Origin of the sequence: Streptomyces sp. NPDC050619, from assembly GCF_040654815.1 — a bacterium.
Taxonomy (GTDB): domain Bacteria; phylum Actinomycetota; class Actinomycetes; order Streptomycetales; family Streptomycetaceae; genus Streptomyces.
The window spans coordinates 1-16,334 of sequence record NZ_JBFAIR010000084.1 but is presented as its reverse complement, the minus strand read 5'-3'; the positions used below and the strand labels follow the sequence as shown (position 1 = coordinate 16,334).

The window sequence follows — 16,334 nt, the reverse complement described above, 5'->3', positions numbered from 1 at the left end:
CGGCACCGCGAGTGCGGTGCGCACGTCGACGTCCAGATTCGGTGCGAACACGACCACCCGGTGCAAGCGAAGGACATCGAGAGCGTCCCCGGCCCAGCCTTTCGTATGAGGTCGCCCGAGTGAGCTGAGGACTGCTCCGTCAGCTTCCCGTAACCGGGCCGCTGTGTCGTGTGCGGGCCTGATGGAGGCGGACCTTGGTGCGGTTTCCGCAGCGGGACATGGAGCACCAGCGGCGGTTACGGGCCGGGGAGCGGTCCAGGAAGCGCAGTGCGCAGCGGTCGGCTCCGCAGACGCGTACACGCAGGATCTCGGCGGACAGAAGCAAGTCGACGGCGTCCTGGGCGATGAGCGCCAACGCGAGTGTGGGGTCGGTGGCGAGGGTCGTGGCGCCGGCTGCCTCCAGGCGGTCGTCGGTGATGACGAGTTGCCGGGCGGGTCTCGGGGCCGCGGCTGCCGATCGGTTGAGCAGCGTCACGTCGCCGGATGTGGGCAGTCGGCCGTCGGCGACCGCCTGTACGGCCCGGTCGACGCTCTCGCGCAGCCGCCGGGCGGACGCGAGGGCGGTTGCCGTGGCGGGATCGGTGGTCCCCGGTGCGAGCAGACGGGCCTCCCGGAGCCAGCCCGTCAGGTCGCCCGGTTCCCGGAGTGTCTCCTCCGGAGTGGTTCTCCACCGGTTTCGGAGGGTGTTGGCGAAGTCCAGACAGACCCGTCCGCCATCCCAGATCCACATGTCGTCCGTTGCCACGCCTCCATTCTGCCCGTTAGCTTAACCGTCTAAGAGGGTTAGTCATGCCGAGGAGGCGCATCCATGGGGCAGCCGACAGTGACGACCGGAGTGACGCAGGTGGACGGGATCCGTCTGCACTACGTCCGAGCCGGGTCCGGACCTCTGCTTGTCCTGCTCCACGGCTGGCCGCAGACCTCCGACTGCTGGCGACCGGTGCTCGCGGATCTCGCCGCCGACCACACCGTTGTGGCGCCCGACCTGCGCGGATACGGCCTGAGCGACAAGCCCACCGCTGGTTACGACAAGCGGCGTATGGCCGCCGACATGGCAGGCCTCGTCGAGGCGCTCGGCTTCGAGCGGGCCATGGTCGTGGGCCACGACCGCGGCGCCCGCGTGGGGCACCGCTGGGCGCTGGACCGCCCGGACCAGGTGGAGCGGCTGGCCGTTCTCGACATCGTTCCCACCCGGGAGATGTTCCGCCGCCTGGACGCTTCGCTCGCCTCCGGGTACTGGCACTGGCTGTTCCACATGCAGCCCGATCTGCCCGAGCGCTTGGTGGGGCACGACATCCGCGGGTATCTCGAGTACTTCTTCGAGCGGTGGACCTACAACCGCCACGGGCTCACAGCCGACGCGGTCGACGGCTACGTCCGTGCGTTCTCCCGCCCGGGCGCCCTGCGTGCGAGCCTCGACGACTACCGAGCCATGGAGGAGGACACCGCGCTCGACGACATCGACGCCGCCGAAGGCCGCCGCCTCACCATGCCGCTGCTGGCGCTGTGGGGTTCCGCCGGACTGCCTGCCCGCCTGCCGACACTGGAGATCTGGCGTGGCTACGCGGACGACGTCACCGGTGCCGAGATCCCGGAGTGCGGCCACTTCATCCCGGAGGAGCAGCCGCAGGCGCTGTTGACGCATCTGCGGCCTTTCCTGGCCGACAAGGACGAGCCGGTGAGCCCCCCACGGTGACGGAAGCGGTGCCCCTCGGCCGGTCGAACGGGCCGGCCCGAGGGACGCGCTGCCCGAGCCCGAGGGGCCCTCGACCACGGTGTGATGACCCCGCACGGCGAACGAGCCTGGAAGGCAGGACAGGCTGAGGGGCGGCCCCGCCGTAACCGGCCGGGCCGCCCCTCAGTACGGGCTTCAGGTCGCGACCGTGACGCCGACCGGAGCTTCTACCGCGGCAAGGCCGGCGGCCGGGCCCTCGGCCTTGCGCTGCGGGGGCATCAGCAAGGCCAGGGCCGCGGCCAGGCCGACCGCACCGGCCCCGAGCCAGAGCGCGGGGACCAGCCCGTCCACGAACAGCGAGGCGGACCCTTGCACTTTCACGGCGTTACCTGGGCAGACGTACGGGGCGATGGATCAGGACGCGGAGGCCGGTGGGCGCCGGCATGGCGTGCGACAGCGAATGCCGGCATCCACCGGGCGCGGTGCGGATTGCTGGGCGGTCGGCCCTCAGGGGAGCTGCGGGTAGAGCGCGGAGACGCCTCCGGCCAGGGCGGCCTGTGCCCCTCGGGAGGAGTCGTCCGCGAGGATCTCGTACGCGCCGGCCGCTATGCCGTCCACGGCGATCCGCGCGATGTCGGCCGGGTCGGACTTGGGCGCCTCGACAGCCCGGACCATGTCGGTGTCCATGTAGCCGACGTGCAGGCCGGCCACTCGGATGCCCTGGTCGGCGAGCTGCACGCGCAGGGCGTTGGTGAGCGACCACTCCGCGGACTTGGCGGCGCAGTAGGCACCGAGTTCCGGGAAGCTGACCCAGGACAGGGCGGACAGGACGTTCAGGATCGCGCCACCGCCGTTGGCCGCGATCTGGGGTGCGAAGGCGCGGGTGACCGAGAGAGTGCCGAAGTAGTGGGTGTCCATCTCCAGGCGGACGTCGTCCAGGTCGGCGGTCAGCAGGTCGCCGCCGGTGGAGGACCCCGCGTTGTTGACCAGGACCGTCACGTCGCCGGTGGCCCTGACTGCGGCCGCGACGGAGGCGGGGTCGGTGATGTCGAGCGCGATCGGCTTGGCACCGGGCAGGTCGACCTGGTCGGGGTTGCGGGCGCCGGCGTAGACGGTGGCGCCGCGGCTGAGCAGTTCGGCGGCGAGGGCGCGGCCGAAGCCCCGGTTGGCTCCGGTGACAAGGGCGGTGCTGGCAGAGAGATCCATTGGAGGTTCCTGGTGAAGTGAGTTATTGAAGTACGATCATAATGGTAAGTGGGGAAGTCGGGTGACCGCAAGCGCTCTGCGCGGAGGGGGTGCACCCCCCTGGCGCGCCGACCGTGCCCACGATCAACGCGGAAGGGGCCTGCCGTACGCACGGCAGGCCCCTTCCGCGGTCCATCGAAGGTGGACTCAGAGCTTGACGATCATCTTTCCGACGCTCTCGCCCCGCATCAGCGCGAGGAAGGCGTCCAAGGTGGCCTCGAGGCCGTCCCTGACGGTCTCGCGGTAGCTGAGCTTGCCCTCGGCGAGCCAGCCGCCGACCTCGCGGACGAAGTCCGGCTGGAGGTCCAGCTCTTCGCTGAACATGAAGGCCAGGATGTCGGAACGCGTCACCAACAGGTTCCACAGGTTCCGCGGCCCCACGACCTTCTCGTCGTTGTACTGAGAGACCATCCCGCACAGGACGACCCGTGCGTGCAGCCTGAGTGCGCCGATCGCCGCCTCCAGGTGCTCGCCCCCGACGTTGTCGAAGACGACGTCGATGCCGTCCGGCGCCGCCTGCGCCAACTGCTCGGCAACTGGCCCGTTCTTGTAGTTGAACGCCGCGTCGTAGCCGTACTCCTCGACCAGCAGCTTGACCTTCTCGTCCGAGCCCGCGCTGCCGATCACCCGGCCGGCACCCTTCAGCTTGGCGATCTGGCCGACCTGGCTGCCGACCGCGCCCGCCGCGCCGGAGACGAAGACCGTGTCGCCCTCCTTTATCTTCGCGAACCGCTCCAGCCCGATGTACGCGGTGAGACCGGTGACGCCGAGCACGCCCAGGTAGGCGGTGAGCGGGGCCAGATTCGGGTCCACCTTCTGGGCGGTCGCCGCGTCGAGGACCGCGTGGTCGCGCCAGCCGAGCGCGTGCACCGCGTAGTCGCCCGGCGCGAAGCCCTCGGCGTTGGACGCGAGGACGCGGCCGACCGCGGGGCCGTCCAGCGGTGCGCCCACCTCGTACGGCTCGATGTATGACGGCTTGTCGCTCATCCGGCCGCGCATATAGGGGTCTACCGAGAGGTACTCGTTGGCGATCAGGATCTGCCCCGGGCCGAGCGCGGGGAGGGCCACCTCGCGCAGCGAGAACCCGGACGCCGTCGGCCAGCCCTCCGGGCGGGCGTCCAGGTGCCATGCGAGGGCGGTGGTGGGCAGGGTCTGCTCGGACATGTGGATCGAGTCCCTTCGGGGAGTGGTGCTCTGATAGAAGACAGAAAGGTCTGTCTAGTGAACAGAAAGGTCTGTCTATTGCAGTTCCGAAAAACAGGCCGCGAACGGCCGGTTCCAGAAGCTATCGGGGGCAGGCCGCGTCGAGCAGCTCGCGCGCTGCCCGTTTGGCGGCCTCGGCGGCGGCGTCGGCACGTTCGACGCGTGTCGCCGCCAGCGTGCCGTCGATGAGGACCGTGAGCTGGAATGCGAGCATGTCGGGGTCCGCGGCGCCGGCCGCGGTGGCCAGGTCGCGCACCCAGTCGCGTACGGCGCGCTTGTGCTCGGCGGTGATGGCATGCGCGGTGCTGCCGGGGGCGTACTCCGCCGCCGCGTTGATGAACGCGCAGCCCAGTGTGCCTTCTCGCGCCGCGTGTTCCAGTGCGACGAAGAGGCCGAAGAGCTGGTCTCGTGGGTCGTCCCCGGCCGCGAGTGCCGCTGAACGCAGCTGGCGACGCCAGCTGTCGTCCATGCGTCGCAGGTAGGCGGCGACCACGTCGTCCTTGCTGGGGAACTGCTTGTACAGCGTGGCCTTGGCGACTCCCGACTCGGCGATCAACCGGTCCACCCCCACGGCGTGGATGCCGTGGGCGTAGAACAGCTCGCAGGCCGTGTCGAGAATGCGGTCCCGGGCCGGGAGTCGCTTGGGCGCGGTGGTCATGAGGTATAAGTTAACAGACAGGTCTGTCTACCACAAGGGAGGGGCAGACCTGTCTGTCTATCCCAAGCGACTTACTGTGAGGAGATGTTCGATGGGCAGCATTGATGGCCTGGATCTCGGGACGTTCGGCGTCTACACCTTCGACTTCGAGGTCCAGCCGGCGGCGCTGATACGCGAGTCGGTTCAGGAGCTCGAGGAACAGGGCTGGCGGGCGTTGTGGATTCCCGAGCTCCTCGGGCGCGACGCGCTCACGCACGCCGGCTATCTGCTCTCCAGCACTGAGCAGATGCGCGTCGTCAACGGAATCGCACAGATCTGGTCACGTGGGGCCCGATGGGCGTACGGCGCCGCCCTCCTGCTGGCCGACGCCTACCCCGACCGGCATGTGCTCGGTCTGGGATTCGGCGGCGGGCAGGGGCCGGGCACCAAGCCCCTGGCCGCCATGACCGCCTATCTCGACGAGATGGACGCACTCCAGACGCAGACGCCCAACCCCCTGCCGAAGACTCCGATGCGCCGCATCATGGCCGCGTACGGGCCCAAAATGCTCGAGTTGGCTCGCGAACGCACGGCCGGCGCGCAGACCTATCACGTCAACGTGGCGCACACCGCGCAGGCGCGCGAGATCCTCGGGCCGGACGCGTTCCTGGGCGTCGAGCACGCGGTGCTGTTCGAGTCCGACCCCGACACGGCCCGCGCGATCGCGCGTGAACACCTGCACATCTACCTGAACTCCCCTTACAACATCGCGAAGTTCCGTCGGCTGGGCTACTCGGAGGAGGAGATCGCCGCCGGCAGCGACCGCATCGTCGACGACCTCGTGTTCTGGGGCGACCTGGACACCATCGTCGAGAAGCTCCAAGCCCATGTGGAGGCCGGAGCCGACCATGTCGCGGTGCAGGTGATCGGAATCGAGCCGGGCGAGTCCGCGATGCCGTACTGGCGCATGCTCGGCGAGGCACTCCTGCCCCCGGGCGGCAACACCTGATCCGCGGGGGCGCCGCGCCCATGACGGCTCGCGGCGCCTGTGCCCGGGGTGGCCTGCCGACGAAGCCGCCGTGTGTCACGCGGTGGGGGAGCGGAGGTCCTTGCGGAGGATCTTGCCCGACGTGGACTTGGGGATGGCGTCGATGAACTCGACCCGCCGGACCTTCTTGTACGGGGCGACCTGACCCGCGAGGAACTCGATGACCTCCTCCCCGGTGAGGTCGGTGCCGCGCAGGATGAGGGTGCTCCGCCACTCGCCCACCCGCTCCAGGGTCAATGCGACCGGGCAGCTCATGTCCTGGAAGCTCTTCCGTTCCATGAGGGAGGTTTACGGAGGCCCCCTCCGGCACCCGCTGCTGTGCGTCACCGGTCGTGATGGGCCTGCCTTCGAGCGGCCGGGACGAAGCCGCCCCGCGTCCCGGCGGTCATCCCGTCGGGCCCTTCGGCGGGCCGGTCCGGGCGCATCGGGGGCGCTCCGCCGCCGCGCGCGCAGCTGCCCGGGCGATCCGCCGTACCCGAGGCCGTCGAGGCAGCCCGCACCGACTTCGCCGCCTTCCAGCGAGGTGCGCCCGGCCCGCGACGAGTGAGGCCGCGGCCTCACTCGTCGCCTCACCGAACGCTGGGGCACGCGGCACAACCGCGAGGAGAAGGTCATCCGGACAACCGAGACAGCCCATGGCGTCATCGATGTTGATCAGGACCCGGCCGAGAGTGCTGCGTGGCCGGCACGCAACGAGGCTTTGTCGATCTTGCCGACCGCGTTCTTCGCGATGGCTTCCACCACGAAGAACGCGGTCGGGCGCTTATAACCGGTAAGGCTGCGTGCGCAGAGGGCTTTCAGTGCCGACGGTTCGACGGCCGACCCCGGCCGAGGCTGGACGTAGGCGACCACCACCTCTCCCCACTTCTCGTCCGGTACACCGATCACCGCGGCTTCGAGCACCGACGGATCGCCTGCGAGTACGTCCTCGATCTCCTTGGGGTAGATGTTCTCCCCACCCCGGATGATCATGTCCTTCGAGCGCCCGACCAGGGTCAGACAGCCGTCGGCGTCGAGATGGCCCACATCCCCCGTGTGCAACCAGCCGTTGACGATGACCTTGGCCGTTTCGTCCGGACGGCCCAGATAGCCACGCATGACATTGGCCCCCCGTACGACGACCTCGCCGTCGCTGCCCGGCGGCACCTCGATACCGTCGGCGTCGACGATCCGGATCTCCTGGCCGGGGAAGGGCAGCCCCACGGTTCCGGCGCGTCGAGGCCCCGCGACGGGGTTGATGGTGGAGCCGCAGGTCCCTTCGGACAGCCCGTAACCCTCGACGAGCGGAAAGCCGTAGCGGGCCTCGAACCGGGTCAGCAGTTCGGCGGAGGCGGGCGCGGCGCCGCAGACGCCGAAGCGCAGCGACGAGGTGTCGGGCCGGACGTCGTCCGGGAGCGCCGCGAGCATGCCGTAGATCGTCGGCACCGCGCTGAAGAAGCTGGGGCGTTCCCGCTCGACGAGGTCGAAGAAGGTACGGGGATCGAACCGGCCCGCGATGACGACGCTCGCGCCCACGAGCAGGGGCATGAGCACGCTGACCACGATTCCGTTGACGTGGAAGAGCGGCAGGATCAGCAGGCACCGGTCAGCCGGCCCCACCTCCAACGCCTGGCGCCCCATCTCCACCATGGCGTCGATGTTGGCGTGGTCGAGCATCACGCCCTTGGGCACCCCCGTCGTACCGCTGGTGTAGATGAGCAGCGCCAGCGTGGACGGGTCCAGAAGCGGTGCCTGATCCGGCTCCACCGCTCCTTCACGCAGTTCGCCGACGGCGAGTACGGCGGTACCGTCCGCCGCGACGGCCGTACTGTCCTCGACCACCAGCAGGCGTGCACCGGAGTCCTTGAGCTGTCGGAGCACTTCGACGGCGGTCATGCTCGGGTTGACGGGAGTGACGGTGGCGCCGAGCCGCCAGGTGGCGAACAGCAGTACGACGAACTCGACGCGGTTCGTCAGCTGGAGGGCGACGACGTCACGGGGACCGATTCCGAGGTCCGCGAGCTGACGCGCTGCCGTGCGGACGCGGCTCAGCAACTGCGTGTTGGTGAGGGACTGGTGCCCGTCGGAGACCGCGGCTGCATGGGGGTCGAGCTCGGCGCGGCGGTCGGGCAGAGAAGCGAAATTCATGGCGGGCGTACCTGTCTCGGTGCGATGCGATCCGGTCAAGGAGTCGACACGGCGGGCGCCGGGTGCAGTTGGCGGACGAGGAACTCGGTCTGGTCGCGTACCAGTTCCTCGAAGGTCTCGCCGGTGTAGAAGGCGAAGTGGCCGGCCTCGTACCTCTTGATCTCTCCCCGGGGCGCGGTGCCCGCGTACCGGAGGGTCTGGGCGGGAGGCGTGACCGAGTCGGTGTCGCTGACGCAGAAGAGGATCGGCATGGTGACCTTCTTCGCCGCACGCCCGGGCCGGTAGCCGGCGATGGTCGGGATCACCCGTGCCGCCACCTCGTTTCGGAACGTGGTGCCCGGCGGCTGCAGCGCCTGGTATCCGGGCAGGGCGTCCGGAGCGTTCATGAGGGCCGGCGCACCGGGCGCGGCGGCGATGGGAACCATGGCGGGCTCCCTGCCGCGCACTCTGGCCGCCAGGTCCCGGGCGAGTACGGGGGTCATTCTGAGTGAGGCGAGCGGGCCCAGCGCGAGCGCGGAGGCGAGGCCGTCGGTGAAGGGGCACTGGGCCACGGCCGCGCGCAGTTCGGGATGGCGCGAGGCGACGGTGATGGCGTGGCCGCCGCCGAAGGAGCTGCCCCAGACCGCGACACGGGAGCGGTCGACGTCGGGGCGGGCCTGGACGTGGGCGAGGGCGGCGTCCCAGTCGGCTAGTTGACGCTTGATCGACAGGAGCTGGCGCGGGTGGCCGCCGCTGTCGCCGAAGTGCCGGTAGGTGAAGGCCACGGCGGCGATGCCGGCCTGTGCGAAACGCTCGGCGAAGGCGTCCAGGCGCATTTCGCGCGTGGCGCCGAGGCCGTGCCCGAGGACGACGACGGGCGGGGAGTCGACGCCCGTGGGGAGGTAGAGCCATCCGGCACAGGTGCTGTCGCCGGAGGGGAAGGTGATGTCGTGACGTGTGAAGGACTGCGCAGTGGTCATCGCCGGCTCACCGTCGCGTCGTCTTCGCCGAGCGGCGCCCGGGCACACTGCCCGCGGCGAGCGCCTGTGCGTAGGTGTCCGGCCTGTAGAGCGGGAGCTCGCCGGTGGCGTCCGTCGTCTCCAGGTAGTCGAGCATCAGTTCCTGGCCCTCCTTCGACATGACTCTGGTGAAGAACTCGGCGCGTTCGACGTGCAGACCGTCCTCCAGCGACATCGAGCCGCCGAAGTAGACCGACCTCTTGGCAGCCGCGACCGACCCCTTCGACCGCCGGCCGAAGCGTTCCGCGAGTTCGACCGCCTGCGCGAGCACCTTGTGCTGCGAAACGACCTGGTCGACCGCCCCGTTGGCGAGAGCCTCCGCGGGCGTGAACGGCTTGCCTTCGAGGATCGCGGCCAAGGACCGGTGGGTGCCGATCAGGCGGGTCAGCCGCTGGGTGCCGCCACCGCCCGGGATGATGCCGAGGAGGATTTCCGGCTGGCCGATGAAGTAGTCCCCGTCGGCCATGACCCGCAGATCGCACGCCCAGGCGAACTCGGCGCCGAGGCCGAGAGCCGAACCATTGAGGGCGGCGACGAAGAGGACACCGCTGGCGTTCATCCGGAGGAAGGTCGTGTGCAGCCGCTCCAGCTGGAGGGCTCCCCGCATCGGGGTCCTGCGCATCAGGGGCCCGAGGAGACGGGACCGGTCCACGTGCTTCGCCATGCGTACGACGGCGGCGGCGGCGCGTCGGCCGACCGTAGGGCTCGCGGCGCCCTCTTCCTGAAGCCACCGGACCGCGGCGTGGCTGACGAACCGCTCGGGATGCGCCCCGGTGAAGACGACGGCACGGATGCCCGGATCGCGGTCGGCCCGGTCCACCAGCTTGCCCAGCTGGTTGGCTATGTCGAGGCCGAATTCCTGGTGCGGGCCGCCGTCGACCCGGACGATCAGGACGGCCCCGCGATCTTCGATCTCCAGATGGCCCTTGTCTTTGTACGGCATGAATTCTGCTCCCGTGCTGAGTTCATGGGGGTGGAAAGTGCGTGAGGACAGCCGCGGATGCGCGTCGCTGCGATGGGGTCGGGTTTCGCCCCGAGCGGGCTGTGTCCGCACCGGCGGCAGGAGACTGGAACAGCGGATGACGACGTACGTGTCCAAGGACAGACGCATGTGTCAGCGACGGCACGGAACGTGCAATGTGTACTATTCTCGTGAGGAATTACATAACCAAGTTATTTTTGGTGTGTCAACGGTGGAGGCGTGCGAGACATGGCAGGGCGGGCGAGGCTTGATGACGCACCGGAACGGCTTGTGCGGGCGGCTGTCGGCCTGCTGGCCGAGCAGGGGCCATCGGCGCTGAAAGCGCGCGCGGTGGCTTCCGCGAGCGGACTGTCGACGATGGTGGTCTACAGCCACTTCGGTGGGATCCCGGAACTGATGAGCGCTGTTGCCGACCATGGGTTCAGGGAAATCGGCAAAGCGTTCGCCCGGGTGCCGGTCACGGATGACCCGATCGCGGATCTCTTCGCCATGGCCTTGACCTGCCGTCGGCTGGCCCGCGAGAACCCTCACCTCTACGACCTGATGTTCGGGCTGTCCACTCGGGCGACGTACCGGCCTCTGTCGGATGTGAACCTTCGCCTGAGTGGGCGTTCCCCGGCCTTCCGGGAAGCCCACGCCCATGTCACCGCGGCGTGCGAGCGGCTCGTGCACTCCGGCAGGGTCGAGCGGCGGGATCCCGAAGTCATCGCCGCCCAGTTGTGGAGTTTCGTGCACGGTTACATCACCCTTGAACTGGCTGAGCATTTCGTCGAGTTCGACGACGCCGTGGCGCAGGTGCTCCGGCCGATGGGCGTGAACTTCTCGGTCGGGCTGGGCGACAAGCGGGAACGTGCCGAGGCCTCGCACGAGGCCGGCGCGCGCCTGTACGACTCGATCGTCCAAGGCCACTGAGGCGTCGGGTGGTTGGGCGGTGCCCCGGGCGCGGCTAGGACGACCTGGTCTCCGCGGCGGGCGCGTCGGTACCGGGCGTGAGTTGGTCGTGCCTTCCCAACGCCGCGACTTCCCGTTCGATGGACGGCACCGCCCGGGCCGCGAAGCGCCTCGTCCAGGGCCAGGCCAGCGGTGAATTCAGCGCCGCCTTCGCCCAGTTGGCCACGACGACCCCGCGCGGCACGTACACGCGGCTGCGCCGGCGCACGAGCCCGTCGACGATCGCGGCGGCTGCCCGGTCGACGCTCGTGGTGACGTTGCCCGGATAGGGCAGCCGCCCGCGCAGTTCCTTGAAGGAGGGGAAGTCCGCCTCGGCGCCCCGGACGAGGTCCGTGTCGATCCAGGAGGGGTGCACCAGGCCGACCGTGACCCCCAGGTGCGCCACCTCCTGGCGGTAGGCCAGGGCGAGCAGTTCGGCCGCGGCCTTGCTCGCGCCGTACGAGGCCATCGAGGCCAGCGGTATGAACGACAGCCCGGACGCCACGACCAGCACGTGACCCCGGCTGCGCTCCAGATGGGGCGTCGCGTACTTGAGGGTGCGGAACACGCCGTTCAGGTTGATGTCCATGACCCGCTCGAACGACGCCTCGTTCGTCTGCCGCACCGTCCCGTACGCCACCACGCCGGCATTGGCGACGACGAGGTCGATGCCGCCCATCACCTCCGCCGCGGCATCGATCGCCGACCGCAGGGCGGCACCGTCTCGCACATCGGCCTCACGCCAGGAAGCGGTGGGGCCCAGGTCGTCGGCGAGGGCGCGCAACCGATCGGGTTCCAGTCCGATCACGGTCACCCGAGCCCCTCGGGCGGCGGCCAGCCGGGCCACCTTCTCGCCGATGCCGCGTGCCGCGCCGGTGACGACCAGCCTTCTGCCCATCAAGTCACGTTTCATAGCGGCAACATAACTTCGTTATTGATGGAACACAAGAGACCGCGCACCAGCCGCTGCTCGGTCTACCTGCTGGGTCTCACGACTGGACGAACCTATGCTGGCTGTCATGAGGCGGACATCCTTTGCGCAGTGGCCCTGCTCGATCGCGCGGACCATGGACCTGCTCGGGGACTGGTGGACGCCGTTGGTGCTGCGTGAGGCGTTCTACGGCATCCGGCGGTTCGACGCGTTCCAGGAGTCGCTGGGGATCGCCCGCAACACGCTGGCGGACCGGCTGCGTCGCCTGGTGGAGGAGGGGCTGCTGGAGAAGCGGCCGTACCAGCCGGAGCCGGTTCGGTACGACTACGTGCTCACCGGGAAGGGGCGCGACTTCTTCGGCGTGCTGCTGGTGATGAACCGGTGGGGAGACCGCTGGCTGGCCGGAGAGGCGGGCCCGCCGGTGGCCATGCGCCACGAGGCGTGCGGGCAGGAGACCCATGCCGAGGTGGTGTGCGCCGCCTGCGGCGAGCCGATGACCGCGGACAACACCCACCCCCGGATGGGCCCCGGCTATCCACCGCATCTGGCCGAGCGGCCGGATGTGCGGGAGCGTTTCGCGGACTGACCCAGTAGTTCTGCGGGCCTGTGTCTGTTCCCTTGATCTGTTCCCTTGACAAGGGAGTCTATCTACGAAACTTTACTGGTCAGATGCCAGAATGAGCGTTCTCGGATGGTAGGGAGGCCGCAGGATCGTGGAGTGGACGGGTGCGCGCTATGCGGATAAGCCGACGACCGAGGTCCACACCTGGATTGCCGCCCCGCCGGCACAAGTGTGGACGCTGGTGGCCGACATCGAGCTGATGCCGTGTCTGAGCGCCGAGCTGCGGTCGGTGGAATGGCTGGATGGCGCGAACTCCCCTGCTCTGGGAGCCCGGTTCATCGGCCGGAGCAAGCACGAGGCGCTCGGGGAATGGGCCACCACATCTCACATCGTGGAGTACGAGCCGCCGAGGGTGCTCGCCTGGGCGGTCGAGGACCCCGAACATCCCACGGCCGTATGGCGGTTCACCCTGGAGCCGCAGGACGGCGGCACCCTGCTGCGGCAGTGGATGCAGATGGGGCCGGCCCGCTCGGGCCTCTCCTTCGCCATCGATCGCATGCCGGAGAAGGAGCAGAAGATCGTCTTCGTACGCATGCGGGAGTTCGAGGCCAACATGACCGTCACCCTCGAAGAGATCAAGAAACGGGCCGAGAGTGCCCGGACCTCCGGCGAGGCGAGTCTGTGATACGCACCTCCACCACGATCGAAGCCTCCGGGGGCGACTGGCCGGAGATCATCGACTACGTCACCGAGGCGGAGAAGCTCGGTCTGGACATCTGTTGGGTGGCGGAGGCGTGGGGCTCGGAGGCGCCCTCGCCATTGGGCTATCTCGCCGCGAAGACGGAGCGCATGCTTCTCGGATCGGGAATCATCCAGCTCGGCACCCGCACGCCGATGGCCATCGCCCGCGCCGCGATCACGCTGTCGCAGATCTCCGCGGGGCGCTTCCTCCTGGGGCTCGGCCCCTCCGGACCGCAGGTGATCGAGGGGCTGCACGGTGTGCCGTTCTCCCGGCCGTTGTCGCGGATGCGCGAGACCGTCGACATCGTGCGACAGGCCGCCACGGGGGAAAAGGTCTCCTACGCCGGGCGGGAGTTCCAGCTCCCGCTGCCGGGCGGGGAGAGCAAGCCCATGCGCCTGTCGATGCGCGCCGAGCACGACATCCCCGTCTATCTGGCCACCCTCTCGCCGAAGATGCTGCACCTGACCGGCGAGATCGCCGACGGCTGGCTGGGCACCAGTTTCGTACCCGAAGGCGCCAAGGAGGCGTACTTCGACCACCTGGACCGGGGCCTGGCGGGCGCCGGTCGTACGCGCGCCGACCTCGACATCTGTCAGGGTGCCGAGGTCGCCTTCGCGGACGACGAGGACACGCTGCGCGCGATGGTGTCCGGACGCAAGAAGGAGTTGGCCTTCAGCCTCGGCGGCATGGGCTCCGCGACCACGAACTTCTACAACAACGCCTACAGCCGCCAGGGTTGGGCCGAGGTGGCGGCCGAGGTCCGGACGCGTTGGCAGGCGGGCGACCGGGACGGTGCGGCCGGTCTGATCACCGACGAGATGGTGCTGGCGACCACGCTGATCGGAACCGAGGACATGGTGCGCGAGCGGCTGCGCGTGTGGCGCGACGTCGGTGTCGACACCGTTCGTTTCTATCCCGCCGGCGAGACCCTCGACGCCCGACTCGCCACCCTGGGCCGGGCCATCGAGCTGGTCCGCGACATCGAGGACGAGGCGGCACGGTAGCGACAGGCCATGGCGGCCGAGGCGGGTCGCCATGCGCCGACGCCGTCCAGCAGGCTCCGGTTCAGGTCAACCGCGGCCGCTGACGCCGTCGGCCGCAAGGCCCGACATCAGCAGGGTGATCGCATGGAACGTCCTGTTCAGGGCGTCCTCCCGGTCCGCCGCGGCGGCGATGATCTGGTTGCCCTCGCACAGGGCGGCCAGCAGCAGCCGGGCGACAGTGGCGACGGGAACGTCCGGTTGCAGTTCACCGCGTTCGGCCAAAGCGGTCAGCAGCCGTTCGATCGGCGGCTGGGCGACGGTGTCGTTGATGTGCCGGTACTGCGCTCCCAGGACCGAGGGTGCCTGGGCCATCAGCTCTCGGTGCAGGGGGTCGTCGATGGTGCGCCGCAGGAAGGCGTGCGTGAGGTTGGCCACCGCGGCCATGGCGGGTTGGTCCGGTGTCGCACGGATCGCCTCGGACGTCGTGTCTGCCAGGACGCCGACCTTCTGAATCAACTCCGTGTAGAGCTCGGCGAACATGGCCTTCTTGTCCGGGAAGTGGTGGTAGAAGGTGCCCTTGCTCACCTGCGCCGCCCCGGTGATGGCCTCGACCGACGCGTCCGCGAACCCGATGTCCACGAACAGCTTCCGTGCGGCCGCCACCAGGTCCGCCCGGGTCTGCTCCGCATACATCTGTCGTCGGTTTGGCCTTCGCATGCGACCATCGTATATTCAGTGACCTGGAGTCAGTGAACGACTCACGGTCGGTCGATGGCCGTCATGACAACGCACCCCGAAGGCAGGCGGAGCCGTGGAAAAGCGCAGGATCGCGTTGCTGGGTGCGACGGGGTACACCGGGCACCGTGTGCTCCGCGAACTGCTCGCACGAGGTGAGAAGCCGACCTTGGTCGGGCGTAACCGGGCCAGGATGCTGACCCTGGCCGACCGGTTCGACGTGGAGCTGCCGGTGGCCGAGGTCGACGTCACCTCGGCGGCCGACCTCACGCGCCTCCTGGAGCACAGCGATGTCGTCGTCTCCACGGTCGGGCCGTTCATGCGGCTCGGTATGGCCACGGTCACGGCTGCCGCGCGGGCGGGGGCGCACTACTTCGACTCGACGGGGGAGGGGCCCTTCGCCCGCCGCGTCCTCCTCGAGCTGGACGCCGTCGCGGCCGTCCGGGGCGCGACCCTCGTGCCCGCGTTCGGTTACGACTACGTGCCGGGCAACCTCGCCGGCGCGCTCGTCCTGACGCGGGCGGGTGAGCGGGCACGCCACGTGGAGATCGGTTACTTCATCACCCGCTCCGGACACGGCGACGAGTTGCTCTACCGGAGCACCCTGCGCGACGCGTACACCCTGACCACGGGAGGCACACGTCAGACGCTGGTCGGTGCGGCGGCCGAGGACGGGTTCGCCTACCGCAGCCCGCGCCCCTGGGCTTCCGCCCGTGTGGTCGAGGAGCGTGCCGGCAAGCGGGTGCGTACCTTCCACTACGGCGGCGTGAAACGTACGGCCATGACCGTTCCGGGCACCGAGCATCTCGGACTGCCGGAGGTCTTCCCCCAGTTGGAGAGCGTCGAGGTGGGCCTGGGATGGCTCGGACGGTGGACGCGCCCGGTGCAGATCGCCGCCGCACTCCAGGCACCCTTGCTGCGCTCGGCGAAGGTACGGGCGGCTCTGGCGGGGTGGTCCGAGCGGCTTCCGGGATCGCAGCGCGAGCCGGACCCCGATGGCCGTTCCCTGGTGATCGCGGTCGCCCGCGACGGCCAAGGCCGGCCCCTGGCCGCGACGGCCCTCACCGGACCCGATCCGTACGAGATGACGGGATCCCTCCTGGCCTGGGGCGCCGCCCACGCTGCACAGCCGGATGCCGTCCTCAAGCCCGGTGCGCACGGCCCGGTCGCCGCTTTCGGCCTCGACACCCTCGGGCTCGGTGCCGCCGAGGCCGGAGTACACGAAGTCGACGGGGCGTCGGCCCGCCGTCGATGATGGCTGAGCGGGCATAGATCACGGCGCCGGGGCGCTGAAGCGGACGTCCGGGGAACGCTGTCGAGTTGATGAACAGGTTGTTCGATCGGAGCGAGTCGGCCCCTCGCGGGAGCCGGCCGCCCCAGTGGAAAGGAAGCTTCCATGGATGAGCAGGGCGAGCACTTCGACGTCGTCGTTCTCGGCGCTGGCCCGGGCGGATATGTCGCCGCTATCCGGGCCGCTCAGCTCGGCAAGAGTGTCGCGGTCGTCGAGGAGAAGTACTGGGGTGGCGTCTGTCTGAA

Annotated in this window: 19 protein-coding genes; 8 read left to right on the top strand and 11 right to left on the bottom strand. The window is 69.5% G+C overall.

The window, feature by feature from the left end; all coding sequences use genetic code 11:
* Positions 1 to 139: 139 nt before the first annotated feature.
* Complete coding sequence (locus tag AB0I77_RS52575) at positions 140 to 745, bottom strand: ABATE domain-containing protein (protein WP_363290159.1); 606 nt, start codon at positions 743 to 745, stop codon at positions 140 to 142.
* A 63-nt stretch (positions 746 to 808) separates the two neighbouring features.
* Here AB0I77_RS52575 and AB0I77_RS52570 point away from each other — a divergent pair, with 63 nt between their 5' ends.
* Entirely contained in the window at positions 809 to 1,696 is an 888-nt protein-coding gene (locus tag AB0I77_RS52570; protein WP_363290158.1) for an alpha/beta hydrolase, read from the top strand.
* 174 nt (positions 1,697 to 1,870) lie between these two features.
* On the opposite strand, the gene AB0I77_RS52565 is transcribed toward AB0I77_RS52570, so the two are convergent.
* From AB0I77_RS52565 to AB0I77_RS52550, 4 genes are all read right to left on the bottom strand, one after another.
* Positions 1,871 to 2,056: a hypothetical protein gene (locus AB0I77_RS52565; RefSeq protein WP_363290157.1), complete on the bottom strand. Its 186-nt coding sequence runs from the start codon at positions 2,054 to 2,056 to the stop codon at positions 1,871 to 1,873.
* A 126-nt stretch (positions 2,057 to 2,182) separates the two neighbouring features.
* A complete protein-coding gene (locus AB0I77_RS52560) occupies positions 2,183 to 2,881 on the bottom strand; it encodes an SDR family oxidoreductase (protein ID WP_363290155.1) in 699 nt (232 codons plus the stop codon).
* A 186-nt stretch (positions 2,882 to 3,067) separates the two neighbouring features.
* Positions 3,068 to 4,084 (bottom strand): NADP-dependent oxidoreductase, encoded by a 1,017-nt coding sequence (locus tag AB0I77_RS52555; protein ID WP_363290153.1) that lies wholly within the window; start codon positions 4,082 to 4,084, stop codon positions 3,068 to 3,070.
* 121 nt (positions 4,085 to 4,205) lie between these two features.
* Complete coding sequence (locus AB0I77_RS52550) at positions 4,206 to 4,781, bottom strand: TetR/AcrR family transcriptional regulator (RefSeq protein WP_363290152.1); 576 nt, start codon at positions 4,779 to 4,781, stop codon at positions 4,206 to 4,208.
* A gap of 91 nt (positions 4,782 to 4,872) precedes the next feature.
* Between AB0I77_RS52550 and AB0I77_RS52545 the strand changes: the two genes are divergently transcribed.
* On the top strand, positions 4,873 to 5,769 hold the full coding sequence (locus tag AB0I77_RS52545) for a TIGR03620 family F420-dependent LLM class oxidoreductase (RefSeq protein ID WP_363290151.1): 897 nt from the start codon (positions 4,873 to 4,875) through the stop codon (positions 5,767 to 5,769).
* Between the two features lie 75 nt (positions 5,770 to 5,844).
* Here the strand turns inward: AB0I77_RS52545 and AB0I77_RS52540 are convergent, their stop codons facing one another.
* From AB0I77_RS52540 to AB0I77_RS52525, 4 genes are all read right to left on the bottom strand, one after another.
* On the bottom strand, positions 5,845 to 6,087 hold the full coding sequence (locus tag AB0I77_RS52540; RefSeq protein ID WP_363290150.1) for a hypothetical protein: 243 nt from the start codon (positions 6,085 to 6,087) through the stop codon (positions 5,845 to 5,847).
* Between the two features lie 375 nt (positions 6,088 to 6,462).
* A complete protein-coding gene (locus AB0I77_RS52535) occupies positions 6,463 to 7,935 on the bottom strand; it encodes an AMP-binding protein (RefSeq protein ID WP_363290149.1) in 1,473 nt (490 codons plus the stop codon).
* Positions 7,936 to 7,970: 35 nt separating this feature from the next.
* The gene (locus AB0I77_RS52530; RefSeq protein WP_363290148.1) at positions 7,971 to 8,894 is read right to left on the bottom strand and encodes an alpha/beta fold hydrolase; all 924 of its coding nucleotides are present in this window, start codon (positions 8,892 to 8,894) and stop codon (positions 7,971 to 7,973) included.
* Positions 8,895 to 8,901: 7 nt separating this feature from the next.
* Positions 8,902 to 9,876 carry an enoyl-CoA hydratase/isomerase family protein gene (locus AB0I77_RS52525; protein ID WP_363290147.1) on the bottom strand — a complete coding sequence of 325 codons (975 nt, stop codon included), beginning with the start codon at positions 9,874 to 9,876 and terminating at the stop codon, positions 8,902 to 8,904.
* Positions 9,877 to 10,143: 267 nt separating this feature from the next.
* Here AB0I77_RS52525 and AB0I77_RS52520 point away from each other — a divergent pair, with 267 nt between their 5' ends.
* Positions 10,144 to 10,827, top strand: coding sequence for a TetR/AcrR family transcriptional regulator (locus AB0I77_RS52520; protein ID WP_363290161.1), 684 nt, complete (start codon positions 10,144 to 10,146; stop codon positions 10,825 to 10,827).
* Positions 10,828 to 10,861: 34 nt separating this feature from the next.
* On the opposite strand, the gene AB0I77_RS52515 is transcribed toward AB0I77_RS52520, so the two are convergent.
* Positions 10,862 to 11,758, bottom strand: a complete 897-nt coding sequence (locus tag AB0I77_RS52515; protein WP_363290145.1) for a short-chain dehydrogenase/reductase — start codon at positions 11,756 to 11,758, stop codon at positions 10,862 to 10,864.
* A gap of 106 nt (positions 11,759 to 11,864) precedes the next feature.
* Here AB0I77_RS52515 and AB0I77_RS52510 point away from each other — a divergent pair, with 106 nt between their 5' ends.
* The 3 genes from AB0I77_RS52510 (at position 11,865) to AB0I77_RS52500 (ending at position 14,084) form a co-directional block, all read left to right on the top strand.
* The gene (locus AB0I77_RS52510; protein WP_363290144.1) at positions 11,865 to 12,362 is read left to right on the top strand and encodes a helix-turn-helix domain-containing protein; all 498 of its coding nucleotides are present in this window, start codon (positions 11,865 to 11,867) and stop codon (positions 12,360 to 12,362) included.
* 127 nt (positions 12,363 to 12,489) lie between these two features.
* Complete coding sequence (locus AB0I77_RS52505) at positions 12,490 to 13,023, top strand: SRPBCC family protein (RefSeq protein WP_363290143.1); 534 nt, start codon at positions 12,490 to 12,492, stop codon at positions 13,021 to 13,023.
* On the top strand, positions 13,023 to 14,084 hold the full coding sequence (locus tag AB0I77_RS52500; protein WP_363290160.1) for an LLM class flavin-dependent oxidoreductase: 1,062 nt from the start codon (positions 13,023 to 13,025) through the stop codon (positions 14,082 to 14,084). The genes AB0I77_RS52505 and AB0I77_RS52500 overlap by 1 nt, the downstream gene beginning before the upstream one ends.
* A 66-nt stretch (positions 14,085 to 14,150) precedes the next feature.
* Here AB0I77_RS52500 and AB0I77_RS52495 read toward each other — a convergent pair whose 3' ends face one another.
* Positions 14,151 to 14,780 carry a helix-turn-helix domain-containing protein gene (locus tag AB0I77_RS52495; protein ID WP_363290142.1) on the bottom strand — a complete coding sequence of 210 codons (630 nt, stop codon included), beginning with the start codon at positions 14,778 to 14,780 and terminating at the stop codon, positions 14,151 to 14,153.
* 94 nt (positions 14,781 to 14,874) lie between these two features.
* Between AB0I77_RS52495 and AB0I77_RS52490 the strand changes: the two genes are divergently transcribed.
* Both AB0I77_RS52490 and AB0I77_RS52485 read left to right on the top strand, forming a co-directional pair.
* Positions 14,875 to 16,053, top strand: a complete 1,179-nt coding sequence (locus AB0I77_RS52490) for a saccharopine dehydrogenase NADP-binding domain-containing protein (RefSeq protein ID WP_363290141.1) — start codon at positions 14,875 to 14,877, stop codon at positions 16,051 to 16,053.
* 141 nt (positions 16,054 to 16,194) lie between these two features.
* Positions 16,195 to 16,334, top strand: a 140-nt coding sequence (locus tag AB0I77_RS52485) for an FAD-dependent oxidoreductase (RefSeq protein WP_363289236.1), incomplete at its 3' end; no start/stop codon positions are given.

What these genes read in the sequence shown, in the direction of transcription:
- AB0I77_RS52570 (WP_363290158.1), top strand. Translation starts at nt 809, where the DNA reads ATGGGGCAGCCGACAGTGACGACCGGAGTGACGCAGGTGGACGGGATC.
- AB0I77_RS52560 (WP_363290155.1), bottom strand. Translation starts at nt 2,881, where the DNA reads ATGGATCTCTCTGCCAGCACCGCCCTTGTCACCGGAGCCAACCGGGGC.
- AB0I77_RS52555 (WP_363290153.1), bottom strand. Translation starts at nt 4,084, where the DNA reads ATGTCCGAGCAGACCCTGCCCACCACCGCCCTCGCATGGCACCTGGAC.
- AB0I77_RS52550 (WP_363290152.1), bottom strand. Translation starts at nt 4,781, where the DNA reads ATGACCACCGCGCCCAAGCGACTCCCGGCCCGGGACCGCATTCTCGAC.
- AB0I77_RS52545 (WP_363290151.1), top strand. Translation starts at nt 4,873, where the DNA reads ATGGGCAGCATTGATGGCCTGGATCTCGGGACGTTCGGCGTCTACACC.
- AB0I77_RS52540 (WP_363290150.1), bottom strand. Translation starts at nt 6,087, where the DNA reads ATGGAACGGAAGAGCTTCCAGGACATGAGCTGCCCGGTCGCATTGACC.
- AB0I77_RS52535 (WP_363290149.1), bottom strand. Translation starts at nt 7,935, where the DNA reads ATGAATTTCGCTTCTCTGCCCGACCGCCGCGCCGAGCTCGACCCCCAT.
- AB0I77_RS52530 (WP_363290148.1), bottom strand. Translation starts at nt 8,894, where the DNA reads ATGACCACTGCGCAGTCCTTCACACGTCACGACATCACCTTCCCCTCC.
- AB0I77_RS52525 (WP_363290147.1), bottom strand. Translation starts at nt 9,876, where the DNA reads ATGCCGTACAAAGACAAGGGCCATCTGGAGATCGAAGATCGCGGGGCC.
- AB0I77_RS52520 (WP_363290161.1), top strand. Translation starts at nt 10,144, where the DNA reads ATGGCAGGGCGGGCGAGGCTTGATGACGCACCGGAACGGCTTGTGCGG.
- AB0I77_RS52515 (WP_363290145.1), bottom strand. Translation starts at nt 11,758, where the DNA reads ATGAAACGTGACTTGATGGGCAGAAGGCTGGTCGTCACCGGCGCGGCA.
- AB0I77_RS52510 (WP_363290144.1), top strand. Translation starts at nt 11,865, where the DNA reads ATGAGGCGGACATCCTTTGCGCAGTGGCCCTGCTCGATCGCGCGGACC.
- AB0I77_RS52495 (WP_363290142.1), bottom strand. Translation starts at nt 14,780, where the DNA reads ATGCGAAGGCCAAACCGACGACAGATGTATGCGGAGCAGACCCGGGCG.